13 protein-coding genes are annotated in these 12,457 nt (G+C 44.2%); all 13 read left to right on the top strand.

Annotated features, from left to right (window positions below):
• Window positions 1-17: 17 nt before the first annotated feature.
• The 13 genes from ACMJ0U_RS02775 to ACMJ0U_RS02715 all read left to right on the top strand — a co-directional run bounded on the left by ACMJ0U_RS02775 (window position 18) and on the right by ACMJ0U_RS02715 (window position 12,408).
• Window positions 18-527, top strand: a complete 510-nt coding sequence (locus ACMJ0U_RS02775) for a calycin-like domain-containing protein (protein WP_417128025.1) — start codon at window positions 18-20, stop codon at window positions 525-527.
• 76 nt (window positions 528-603) lie between these two features.
• Window positions 604-1,242 (top strand): DUF4903 family protein, encoded by a 639-nt coding sequence (locus ACMJ0U_RS02770; RefSeq protein WP_417128023.1) that lies wholly within the window; start codon window positions 604-606, stop codon window positions 1,240-1,242.
• Window positions 1,243-1,325: 83 nt separating this feature from the next.
• Window positions 1,326-3,617, top strand: a complete 2,292-nt coding sequence (locus ACMJ0U_RS02765) for a TonB-dependent receptor (protein ID WP_417128021.1) — start codon at window positions 1,326-1,328, stop codon at window positions 3,615-3,617.
• A complete protein-coding gene (locus ACMJ0U_RS02760) occupies window positions 3,614-4,324 on the top strand; it encodes an HmuY family protein (protein WP_417128019.1) in 711 nt (236 codons plus the stop codon). Before ACMJ0U_RS02765 ends, ACMJ0U_RS02760 begins: the two co-directional genes overlap by 4 nt.
• A gap of 8 nt (window positions 4,325-4,332) precedes the next feature.
• Entirely contained in the window at window positions 4,333-4,605 is a 273-nt protein-coding gene (locus ACMJ0U_RS02755; RefSeq protein WP_417128018.1) for a hypothetical protein, read from the top strand.
• Window positions 4,574-5,488 carry a hypothetical protein gene (locus ACMJ0U_RS02750; RefSeq protein ID WP_417128017.1) on the top strand — a complete coding sequence of 305 codons (915 nt, stop codon included), beginning with the start codon at window positions 4,574-4,576 and terminating at the stop codon, window positions 5,486-5,488. Before ACMJ0U_RS02755 ends, ACMJ0U_RS02750 begins: the two co-directional genes overlap by 32 nt.
• A complete protein-coding gene (locus ACMJ0U_RS02745; RefSeq protein WP_417128015.1) occupies window positions 5,485-6,378 on the top strand; it encodes a hypothetical protein in 894 nt (297 codons plus the stop codon). Before ACMJ0U_RS02750 ends, ACMJ0U_RS02745 begins: the two co-directional genes overlap by 4 nt.
• Window positions 6,375-7,862: a PepSY domain-containing protein gene (locus ACMJ0U_RS02740; RefSeq protein ID WP_417128013.1), complete on the top strand. Its 1,488-nt coding sequence runs from the start codon at window positions 6,375-6,377 to the stop codon at window positions 7,860-7,862. Before ACMJ0U_RS02745 ends, ACMJ0U_RS02740 begins: the two co-directional genes overlap by 4 nt.
• 117 nt (window positions 7,863-7,979) lie before the next feature.
• Window positions 7,980-8,312, top strand: coding sequence for a hypothetical protein (locus ACMJ0U_RS02735; protein WP_417128012.1), 333 nt, complete (start codon window positions 7,980-7,982; stop codon window positions 8,310-8,312).
• A gap of 53 nt (window positions 8,313-8,365) precedes the next feature.
• Window positions 8,366-10,684: a TonB-dependent receptor gene (locus ACMJ0U_RS02730; protein ID WP_417128010.1), complete on the top strand. Its 2,319-nt coding sequence runs from the start codon at window positions 8,366-8,368 to the stop codon at window positions 10,682-10,684.
• 17 nt (window positions 10,685-10,701) lie between these two features.
• Window positions 10,702-11,496: a zinc transporter ZupT gene (gene zupT, locus ACMJ0U_RS02725; protein WP_278585299.1), complete on the top strand. Its 795-nt coding sequence runs from the start codon at window positions 10,702-10,704 to the stop codon at window positions 11,494-11,496.
• Between the two features lie 45 nt (window positions 11,497-11,541).
• The gene (locus ACMJ0U_RS02720; protein ID WP_278585302.1) at window positions 11,542-12,153 is read left to right on the top strand and encodes a TetR/AcrR family transcriptional regulator; all 612 of its coding nucleotides are present in this window, start codon (window positions 11,542-11,544) and stop codon (window positions 12,151-12,153) included.
• A 36-nt stretch (window positions 12,154-12,189) separates the two neighbouring features.
• Window positions 12,190-12,408, top strand: coding sequence for a winged helix-turn-helix domain-containing protein (locus ACMJ0U_RS02715; protein WP_154577705.1), 219 nt, complete (start codon window positions 12,190-12,192; stop codon window positions 12,406-12,408).
• Window positions 12,409-12,457 lie beyond the last annotated feature (49 nt).

Below are 12,457 nucleotides of genomic sequence, written 5' to 3'. Positions count from 1 at the left end.
AAACAAAATTTAAAAGAATGAGAAAACAAATTATTCTTGGAATCGCATTACTGGGAATGGTAGCCTTTTCAAACAGTGTAAGTGCTAATAGCGTTGTTGAAAGCAACATGTTTCAAACTTCTCTTTACGCAGAAAATCTGATGGGAGATTATGATGGTTCTTTGACTTATGTCTATATGAACGGTGAAAAAGACCCTGTTTCAAACATAACATCTAATGTAACAGACAATGGTGATGGCACAGTAAACATTCATATCGACGGATTTAAAATCGGTTCGATGCCGGGTAGTATTACCGTAGATGCAATGGACATAACTGTTCCCGCGAGTGGTAATTTCAATCAAACTTGCAATGATGCAGTAAAATTGAAAATAGGCTTTATTCCTTTGAAATATGATGCCTTAGTTAGTGGTAGTTTCTCTGGTAACCATTTGAACTATACCGTAACAGTTAATGCAGAATATTCAAGTGCACCGTTCACGGCTATTGTGACATTTGATGGAGATAAAGTATCAGCCAGTTTCTAAAAACTAATTAAAGATTTTTCTCACATCCATCTTTAATTGGGGATGTGAGAGAAATCTTTGTATATTATAATTTGAAATGGAAAAGAGTTTAGGAAAATATATAAAAGCAATTTGTTTCCTTCTTTTAGTAGGTGTAAGCTCTTGTACGAGTGATGAGAAAATTACGAAAGATCCGGCATCAGAGGAATTGGTTACTGAAGCGAGGAACTTTTTAACAGGTGATATTGTTTTAAGTACTCATGCTACGATGAACGGTGTTAATAAAACATTGTTGGAAAGTGGCTGTCCAACCAAGTTTAATTTTAAGTGGAGTGAAACAGATGATAACATCTTTACTATATCACTGCTTGATTTCACAGTTGGCAATATGGGGATGGTTATAAGTTTTAAATGTGATGTGCAGACCATGCAGTTGAATTCTTGGGAACAAGATGAATATAAAGGTTCAGGCTGGATTAAATTCTATGGAGAAGATGGTTCCACATGGGGTGAAGATGAAGGAAACAGTTCTAGTGCCAAAGGAAGCAATGTTAAAGGTTATTATAATGTGTATTCACATGAGATTAATTTTATCGTAGATTATAATATGATGAATGTTCGTTCTGAATGTTTCCTGCAAACTGTTGATAAGGAACGTATCAATAATTATGAAGAAGAATTTGCACAATTTGAGAAGGACTTGGAAAAATACAAAGAAGATCACGGTCTGAACTGAATCTGTCTATATAAGAGAACATGGAACATAATACAGTAAAAATATTTGCAATTGTCTTGTCGCTGTTTCTATCTCTACCCATAATGTCGCAAAAAATCAAATTGACCATACTGGAAAAAGGAACAGAACAACCAATGATTGCTGCGAACATAGCGATTGCAGACAACGAGAAAATGGAAAATCCTGCTTATGCCATAACTGATATAGATGGTGTGGCGCAGATAAGCCGCCCTAAGCTTGGTAAATGCTTCTACCGAATCTCATCGACAGGATTCAAAACAATGACAGGAGTATTGCCGGTAGGAGAAAATGACGTGAAACTCTATATGGAAGAAGACGCACTCGGTTTGGACGAAGTGGTAGTCACAGGTTCAAGAGCGGCAAGACCCGTAAAACTTTCACCTGTAACCACGCAAGTATTGGGCGGCAAGCAACTGGTGGATGCCGGATACAGCAACCTGCAACAGGCACTCCAGCAGGAAACTCCGGGACTGAACATACAGAAAGTGGGCTTCGGCAACGAAATCTCCATGCAGGGACTGGATGCCCGGCACGTGCTGTTCCTGATGGACGGCGAGCGCATGACGGGCGACATGGCGGGCAACCTAGACTATGAACGCTTCAACCTCCATGCCATCGACCGCATCGAGATAGTGAAAGGTGCCAGCTCCACCCTCTACGGAAGCCGTGCGGCAGGGGCGGTCATCAACCTGATAACCAAAAAGACCTCCAAACCGCTGTCTGTGGATGCCGGAGTGCGCTACGGGCAGATGAACGAGCGCAACTACAAGAATCCGCAGCCAAGCGACTTCCTGTATATGTTCGAGCAGAATGCCGACCGCCCCAACCTGCAAGGCTGGGTATCAGCCGGATTCAATGCTGGCAAAGTAACCTCGCAGACTGATGTGTGGTACAGTTCCACCGATGCGTTCTATATGTATCAGGCGGAGAACGACAAGAAAGTCTATACGCAGGAGGCCAACCCCTTCCTTCCCCACGACATCACGGTGGTCAGCACCGCAGCCCGCCCGCCGATGGGTATCGAAGGCAAGGAGCACATCACGATGTCGCAGAAGGTGTATTACGACCCCATAAAAGATTTGTCAGTCTTGGTATATGGAGGAGGATTCTTCATGAACACGTACGACCTGATACAGGACATGACGTTCAGTCAGGCGAACGAATGGAATGCCGGAGCCAAGGTGACTTATCATGTGAAAGATTGGTTCAGCGTGACCGGGAGCATACACTCCGACTTCTACAACCGATACAAGCGCCATGAGCGTATCGATACCCGTAATAAAGACTACGAGAGCAGCATCTGGCAGCCCCGTTTGACCGTGACGAGTGACTACTTCGACGGACACAGTCTGATATTCGGTGTGGAACATATTACCGATAATCTGACCTCAGACCGTTTCGTGAATCGTCAAATGACCACCCGTTCGTTGAAAGAGACGGAATATTTCTTGCAGGACGAATGGACCATCAATCCCCAATGGATGGTGTCTGCCGGAGTGCGCACTAACTTCTCGCGTGCGTTCGGTTTCATGGCTATGCCTAAAGTGGCTGCAAAATATTCACCCAATGAGCAGTGGGCTATCCGCGCCAACTATTCAATGGGTTACCGTTCTCCCAGTATTAAGGAACTTTTCTTCAACTGGGACCATTTGGGAATGTTCATGATTCGCGGTAATGAGAACATGCAGCCGGAGAAGAACAATTACTTTTCGCTCGGTGCAGAATATTCGAACGACCGCCTGTTCGTGTCAGGTACGGCATACGGCAACTATTTCCGCGACAAGATTGAAGGAGTGTGGCGTATTTATGATATGCAGTACAATTTTGAATATACCAATCTGAGCAAGCAGCGTCTGTTGGGTATTGAAGCTTTGTTACGTTGGAGGGTATTGGATTGTATGACTCTTAACGGAACTTACAGTTATGTCAATGTGAGCAAGAACGAGGGCATACAGGTAAATACCACATCTCCACACGCTGCTACTGCAAGTCTGGATTATAAATATGCACGGAAGAATTACCGTCTGAACGCTGTGTTCAGTGCATCGTATATGGGAAGCAAGAAGTTTGATGTGCAGGATCGCGTATTCGTGGAAGAGGACAACAAGAGCTATGATGCCTATTTCCGTTGCGACCTTCCGCAATATGTACTGTGCAACCTCTCCGTATCGCAGACTTTCTGGAACAAGGTGAAGCTGACTCTTGGTGTGGACAATCTGTTCAACTATGTGCCGAAAACACTGGGTTCTGGGATTACGATGTTCAATGTTCCGGCTACAGCCGGAACTCGCGGATGGGTACAGATGGAATTTATGCTTGATGATGTGATTAACTCTTTAAAGAAAAGGAAATGAAAGGTTTGAAATTGAAAATAATGGCTTTTCTGTTGGGGTGTCTGACGATGACCGCTTGTGTGGACTATGACGACATACAGCCTTTCAACGGAATGACACTGCCGCGCAAGTCGGGTTATTCCACCGGTGTGACGAACGACTGGATTTATTTTAACCTGCGCACCGGCGAAATGTTCAATGCCTATGGGGTGAACAAGGACATCAAGGAAGGCGAACAGTACGACCGCACGGATTGGGACTTGGCTTTTTGCGGCTACGTGTTGAGAACAAACAGCGGTACCAGTGGTATAGGCCGTGGAGGTGCTGCCGACTTGGGATATGGCGAATACAATAAGTGGACAAGCGTTTCACAGTTACCGTCGGATTTGGAATGGGTGGTCGATAATGGTGAGGTCAGTGTGACCATGTCGCAGAACGACTGGAACCATTACCTGGTGGAGAACGGGCTGGATTTTGATTCTAATCCCTGGTTCGACCCGAACAACGGACCGCAAAGGACAAAGACCAATGCCAATCCGTTGCTGGCCGAGGCGATGACGTTTGCCGGACCTCCTCCTGTATATACTCCGTCTTTCCACACATACGTAGTGCGTACGGCAGACGGACAGCGTTACTTCAAAATACAGATTATCAGCTGGTATGATGCCAATGTGGAGATAGGTGACGAAGGAGGAAGAATCAGTTATTACTGCGATGAACTGAAATAGGCATGCTTATGGAAAAGACACTCTTTCGTTTTTGGAAATTCTGCAACCGCAAATGGGTGAAATGGCCTTTTATTACGGTTGCAGTAATTGCAATAACTGCCGCTCATTTCGTGATGTCCGCCAAATATGGAGATACTGAGAAGGCTCCTTCATGGGAGTTTACAGCGATGCTGCATTCCGCATTATTGGTTATGGCAATTATCGCAATAGTCATTTATGAAAAGCATATCAAACGTAAATTAATGGAATATGAAACAGACAGTGGAAACAAAGACAACTGAAGTAAAAGTGAAAAAGAAATACTGGTGGAAAGCCACCGCATCGTTTATAATGGTATTGTTCACCATGCCGCTTGGTCATGCCGTGATGATTCTGATGGAGCATTTTCTGGATGAGACCACACTGCATTATTCGGCTTTTGCCATGGGATTCGTGGGTATGCTGATGGTGATTGCAGGCGTGTTTGCCAAGGGAGATACGCGCCAGACTCTGTGGGGACTGTTCGGCGGTCTGCTGTTCTGGACGGGATGGGTTGAATTCCTGTTTATGTATTTTGCCAACCGTTTCGGCACACAGCCGGAACTCGACCCTGTGACGGGAGAGATTGTGACCCGTCCTGAATATCTTATACTTCCGGCTTCTTTCGGATTCTGGATGATGGTGATGATTATGTATCTGTTCAGCACACGCAACGGATGCAACTTCATCAACTGGTGGCAGCGTCTGCTGTTCAAGGGAAAGAAGAACGAGATAGCCGCTCGTCCGATGACACGCCACACGAGCATCGTCACCTTCATGGAGCTGATGATGATTCTGTGGGCTTCCTACCTGCTGCTGATGTTCTGCTACGACGATGTGTTCCTGGGCGAAAATCATCCTGTTACACTTCTGGTAGGCTTGGGCTGTCTGATAGGTTCGTTCTTTACCTTTGCCAAGCAGCTGCGCATCGCTTCGTGGGGAGCCAATATCCGTATGGCCATCGCCACGGTGGTGGTTTTCTGGACACCCGTTGAAGTATTGGGACGCATGGATCTGTTCAGCGAGATATGGACCGACCCGCTGAACCACGTGACGGAGATGGTCATCATCCTGGTAGTGTTCGTGATATTGGCGTTCTATCTTTGGTATATGGGAGCCAAAAAGAAAGCGGTTGTATCGAAATGAAAACGATAAGGATGCAAAAGACTGACAGAAAACAACTGCACTGGGGCAAGGCGGCAGTGTCCATTGCGGTGACACTGGCCGCAATGCCCCTTACGCATATCCTTGCCCGTATGCTGAAAGACGGCACTACGGGAGTGGAACAGTTTTATGCCGGCATGGGAATGGGAGCTTTCGGGCTGGGACTGGTCATTGCGGGTGTCTTTATAAAGGGAGATGCGCGGCAGAGCCTGTTGGGACTGTTCGGCGGCATGTTCTACTGGATGGGAGCGATTGATTTCCTGTTCATGTATTATGCCGAACGGTTCGGCACGCAGGCGCAGCTCGACCCGATGACGGGCGAGATTGTCAGCCGTCCGGAGTATCTGATACTGCCGGCCACCTTCGGGTTCTGGGCAATGGTGATGATGCTGTACCTGTTCTGCACCGCAAACGGCTGCAACTTCCTGAATTGGTGGCAACGTCTGTTCTTCGGCAAACACAAGAAGGAAATTGCGGCACGGCCAATGACACGTCATACCAGCATTGTGGCATTTATGGAAGTGATTACGATGTTATGGACGTGTTATCTCACACTTATGTTCTGTTATGACGAGCGTTTCCTGGGCGACCGTCACCCGGTAACATTGCTTGTAGGAATGCTGGGGCTGATAGGTTCGCTGTTCATGTTTGCCCGTCTGCTGCGTTATTCTTCGTGGGGCATGAGTCTGCGTTATGGCTTCGCTACGGTCATCATCTTCTGGATAGCCGTGGAAGTGTTCGACCGTATCAGCCTTCTTCCTGCTTTGTGGAACGCTCCCGGAGAACATATACTCCAAATAGTTCTGATAGGCGGTTCGTTTGCCGTGGCGGGACTTTATGTGGCATACCGTAAAATGATGCGCAGGGTATGAGACGGAGTACATGGAGAAAGCATCATAAGTGGTTCGGACTGATTTTTACCTTTTTCATGCTTATGTTCTGTATAAGCGGTATTGTGCTGAATCACAGGGAGGCCGTATCGGATGTGGACGTGAGCAGGAAGTGGCTTCCTTCAAGCTATCGTTTCGACAGATGGAACAACGGGCTGCTGCGTGGTTCATTACGGTACGCTCATGCAGACTCCATTCTCTTGTATGGAAGTAACGGCATCTGGATGACGGATTCGGTTATGAGTACTGTTCTGGATTTTAATGACGGCCTGCCTTCCGGTACTGACCGACGTAACATCAGAGCCGTTGTGCAGACTGCAGATAAAACCTTGTTTGCTGTCAGTCCGTTCGCACTTTACAGAAGAAACGGGAAAAAGTGGGAGGAAATCTGTTTGCCGGACCGGCAGGAGGAGCGGTTGTCCGACCTGACACTGGCTGGAGATACGCTGGTGGTGACAGGCCGTTCTTATCTTTATATATCTACATTTCCCTATCATGGTTTCAGGAAGGTTGAAATAAAAGCTCCTGCAGATTATGATGGAAAGGTTTCTCTTTTCCGCACTGTATGGCTTTTGCATAGCGGCGAACTGTTCGGTACATTCGGGAAACTCCTGATGGACGGTGTGGCTGTGGTCATTATCGTACTTTGTATTTCAGGAGTGCTGTATTGGCAGCTTCCCGGGGTTATCCGTCGCTTAAGAGAGAAAGGAAGAAATGTGTCTGCCTGTACATCTTTGCTGAAAGAATCCTTAAACTGGCATGATACGGTGGGACGTTATACTTTCCTTCTGCTTATGTGGGTTGCCTTTACCGGATGGTGTCTGCGTCCTCCTGTACTTATCGCATTAGTCTATGGGAAAGTACCCCCGGTGCCCGGGTCCATGCTGGATGAAGACAATGCCTGGAATGACAGGTTGCGGATGACGCGTTATGACAGGGAATGTGGTGATTGGCTTCTTTCGACCTCCGAAGGCTTCTATTCGCTGTCTTCGCTGGATGCCGTTCCTGTAAAGGAAGAAAAGACTCCTCCGGTAAGTGTCATGGGACTGAATGTATGGCAGAAAGACGGTGAGGGAAGATGGCTGGCAGGTTCATTCAGTGGCATGTTTGTATGGGACAGGACCGATGGAAAGGTGCTTGATTTCTTTAGCGGTGATGAGGTGCATGAGGTGTCAGGACCGCCTTTCGGGAAACGGGCAGTATCAGGCTGTATTTCCGGTATTAAATCCGTTCCTTTTATAGTAGAGTATGAGAAAGGCACAGATTCTGTGTCTATGCCTGAAGAGTTTTCCGTTCTTCCGATGTCTTTATGGAATCTTGCTCTGGAAATACATACAGGGCGGATTTATACCTTGCTTGGTAAAGGAACTCTGGTTTATATTTTCTTTGCCGGACTGGCTGCCATGTGGTGTATATATACAGGATTTGTAATCAGAAAGAAAAAGAATATTGTACGTAGAGAATAATATAGGTAATAAGAACTCATTTAATCTTTTTACTATAAAATAGGTATTGCTTTTTTTAATGAACATATCTACATTTGTCTGGGGAAATAATTCCGTTTATTCATGTTTGTAAACAGGTTGAAAAGAAATAGAATAGCAGGAATCTCTCTTTTGATTCTGTTCGCTCTTTACTGGTGCGGCATAACACTGTTCACCCATTCCCATGTGGTGAATGGGGTTGTTGTGGTGCACTCTCACCCTTACAACACTGAACATACCCATACTCAGGCACAATTTGAGACTATTTTTTACCTTTCTCTGCTACAAACTTTAGGAGACACTCAATCTGGTATTGATTTGCCTTTATGGCTTATTCCTTTATATACCATTATTTTTGCTTGTGCCAGTGTACTTCCTGTATGTCCGGTAGCGGATGTCAGTGCCAGAGCACCTCCTTTTTTCCGTTTCTAATACGAATAACTTTGCATTTTTTTTAATTATAAATTATCAAATAGAAACGGAAAATGAAAACGGTTTATATATTTTTATTGGGAGCAATTCTTGCATTGTTCCCAGGATATTCTTTTGCTTTTGAACTGAAAGATACAGATGCCAATGTCATAGGACATGTAACGGATAAGGATACTAAAGAACATTTGTCTTATGTGACAATTCTGGTAAAAGGAACTACGATAGGGACTACAACAGACGATACCGGGCATTATTTCCTTAAGAATTTACCGGAAGGGACATTTACCTTGGAAGTAAGGTCTGTCGGTTACCGGACAGAAACGAGAACCGTAAATCTTGTAAAAGGAAAAACGCTGGAACTGAATTTTGAGATAGAGGAAGACAGGGTGGCTCTTGATGGTGTGGTTGTTTCTGCCAACCGTAACGAGACAACACGTCGTATGGCACCTACTCTTGTCAATGTTCTTCCTATGAAGACCTTTGAAAATACGAATTCCACCTGTCTTGCTCAGGGCTTGAATTTTCAGCCAGGAGTCCGTGTGGAAAATAATTGTCAGAATTGTGGTTATCAGCAGGTACGAATCAATGGTCTTGACGGTCCATATACACAGATTCTTATTGACTCACGTCCTATATTCAGTGCACTTGCCGGAGTTTACGGACTTGAACAGATTCCGGCCAATATGATAGACCGTGTGGAAGTGATGAGAGGTGGAGGCTCCGCATTGTTCGGGTCGTCTGCCATTGCCGGAACAATCAATATCATTACGAAAGAACCTTCGCGTAACTCGGCGCAGTTCTCACATACTTTGACAGGTATAGGGGATGCTTCAGTTTTTGAAAATAATACGACCTTAAACGCTTCTCTTGTTTCAGATAACCAAAAACTTGGTCTGGCCGTATTCGGGCAGAATCGTGAACGAGCAGGATATGACCATGACGGTGACGGATTTACCGAATTGCCGGAACTGAAAAACCAAACAGTGGGACTGCGTTCCTATATAAAGACGGGAGACTATTCCAAGATTACAGTTGAATATCATCATATGCAGGAATTTAGAAGAGGAGGTGACCGCCTTGACCGACCAGCTCATGAGTCTCTCATTGCAGAACAGTTACAGCACAGTATCAACACCGGAGGGGTAAAATTTGACATGTTTTCTCCGGATGAGAGACACAGACTTGGTATTTATACGTCGGCGCAGCATATTGACCGTGACAGCTACTATGGTGGTGGTGAAGACCTGGAAGAGAAACTCAAGTCGTATGGTAATACAACGGACATGACCTGGGTAGCGGGAGCACAGTATAGCTATAATTTTGATCGTTGCCTTTTTATGCCGGCTACACTGACATTGGGATCGGAATATAACCAGGATAATCTGAAAGACAACATGTGGGGGCGTGAACGTTATATTGATCAGAAAGTTCGAACCATCAGTGCATTCCTTCAGAATGAATGGAAAAACGAGAAATGGAGTTTACTTGTCGGTGGACGTCTTGACAAGCACAGTATGCTTGACAAACCTGTATTCAGCCCCCGTGCCAATCTGCGCTTCAATCCTACGGAAGATATCAGCCTTCGTGCCAGCTATTCATTCGGGTTCCGTGCCCCTCAGGCTTTTGACGAGGATTTGCATATTGACAATGTGGGAGGAACTGTTTCTATGATACAATTAGCAGAAGATTTGAAAGAAGAAAAATCACAGAGTATCAGCCTTTCTGCGGATATGTATCATAATTGGGGAGACTGGCAAGGTAACCTGTTGCTTGAGGGCTTCTATACAAACATATCGGACGTGTTCGCTCTTACAGAAATAGGCAAGGATCAGAATGGGGTCATCATAAACGAACGTGGAAATGAAAAGGGAGCCTATGTGTACGGATGCACATTGGAGGGCAAACTTGCCTGGCGCAACGTTTGGCAATTTCAGGCAGGATTTACTCTACAAAAGGCAGAGTATAAGGAAGCCCGTTCCTGGAGTGATGATGATCCGAATATTCCATTGGAGAAACGTATGTTCCGTACACCGGATGGCTACGGATATTTTACCATGACATACAATCCGTTGCAATCTCTTACCCTGGCACTTTCAGGAACTTATACAGGAAATATGCTGGTGGAGCATCATAAAGGATATATCAAGGAAAACAGGACAGAAAAAACTCCTGATTTTTTTGATATGGGTTTTAAAGCCGCTTATGACTTCAAACTTTATAAGAGCATTACTTTACAGGTTAATGCCGGAGTACAGAATATTTTCAATGCATACCAGAGCGATTTTGATAAAGGCGCAGAACGTGATTCCGGCTATATTTATGGTCCGGGAATGCCCAGATCTGTATATGCAGGTCTGAAGTTGAGCTATTAAAAAAGAAGAAGTGATTTATGGAAAACAGTCATGATCTGTTTCTAGCGTTTGGACTGACCCTAATTGCCGGTCTTGCAACCGGCATAGGCAGTCTGATCGCCTTTCTTGCCAAACACACTGACAGCCGTTTCCTTTCAGCCTCTTTGGGACTTTCCGCCGGTGTCATGATTTATGTTTCCTTTATGGAACTTATGCCGGAGTCGGTATCTTTACTTTCCGAACTTTATACCGAGCGCACATCTTACATCTATATGCTTCTTTCTTTTTTTTCTGGAATTGCTATTATTGCTCTGATAGACCGCTTGGTTCCAGAAGATGAGAATCCTCATGAGATGCACCTTGTTTCGGAAAGGTCGAAAGGAAATCGGCTGAAACGGACAGGTATAATGATGGCTTTTGCTATTGGCATACATAATTTTCCTGAAGGACTTGCTACATTTGCTTCAGCACTTACAAGTATTGATATAGCTTTGCCAATAGTTCTGGCTATTGCCATACATAATATTCCTGAAGGAATTGCAGTTTCAGTTCCTATATATCATGCCACAGGTAGCAAAAAGAAAGCTTTTATATATTCGTTCCTCTCCGGAATGGCAGAGCCTGTAGGGGCTTTGTTGGGGTATCTGTTTCTTGCATCAATATGGACCGATTCCTTGAATGCGCTTATACTCGCTTTCATATCCGGAATAATGGTTTATATCTCCTTTGATGAATTGCTCCCGGGAACTGAAAAATACGGCCACCATCATTGTGGTGTTGCAGGGGTCGTACTTGGCATGGCTGTCATGGCGGCAAGTTTGCTTGTACTGTGATGTATAGAAACACATTATATTGAAATTTTATTGGAAAGGATTGTAATGCAGATTTCAAAGAATCATATAAAAAGGAATATCACGAATGCCGCACTCAAACTTTTCAAAGCTAAAGACTACTCCAGTGTATCCATGCGTGAAATAGCGTCAGAGGCACAGGTCGGTCTAAGTAACATATATAATTATTTCAGAAGTAAAGACGAGTTGTTTTGCCATATTGTACAACCTGCAGTCAGTTCTTTTGAGCGGATGCTTGAAGAGCATCATGGATATGAGGGTAAAGATATTATGGAAATGCAGTCAGAAAAATATCTTCTTTATACTGTTTCTGAATATCTTAAAATAATAAATAAGCATGGCGAAGAGATTTCCATACTCTTTTTTAAAGCGAATGGTTCCTCGCTCCAGAACTTCAAGGAAGAGTTCACGGAGAAATCCACTTTTTTTGTAAGAAGTTATTTTGAAAAGCAGAAGATTTTACATCCTGAAATAAACATTGACATTTCAGATTTCTTTATACACCTGCACTGTGTCTGGATGTTTACTCTCATTGAAGAATTGCTTATGCACGGAGTAGAATATAGCAGCATGGAGAAAATAGTCAATGAATATATTAGATTTGAAATTTCCGGTTGGAAGACATTATTGGAAATGTGAAAAGTTTGTGACAAGTTTAATTAAATAATAAAGAAGATGGATAAAAAACAGATTGGGAAAAACGCCGGTATTTTGTGGCGCGTTCTATCAGACGGTAGTAAATGGAATTATGAGAGTCTTAAAGAGACTTTAGGTATGAGTGATCGTGAGTTATGTGCAGCAATCGGATGGTTATCACGTGAGGATAAGATTCAGGTAGAAAATTGCCATGACGGAAAAGAACTTTTTTTTCTTAATATGCAAATCTATTATTAATTACATGGTTAGATGAAAAAATCATTATTTTTAGGTATTGTAATATATA

It is taken from the genome of Phocaeicola sp., from assembly GCF_048170425.1.
Lineage (GTDB): Bacteria > Bacteroidota > Bacteroidia > Bacteroidales > Bacteroidaceae > Phocaeicola.
This window is presented reverse-complemented; position numbering and strand designations above follow the sequence as displayed.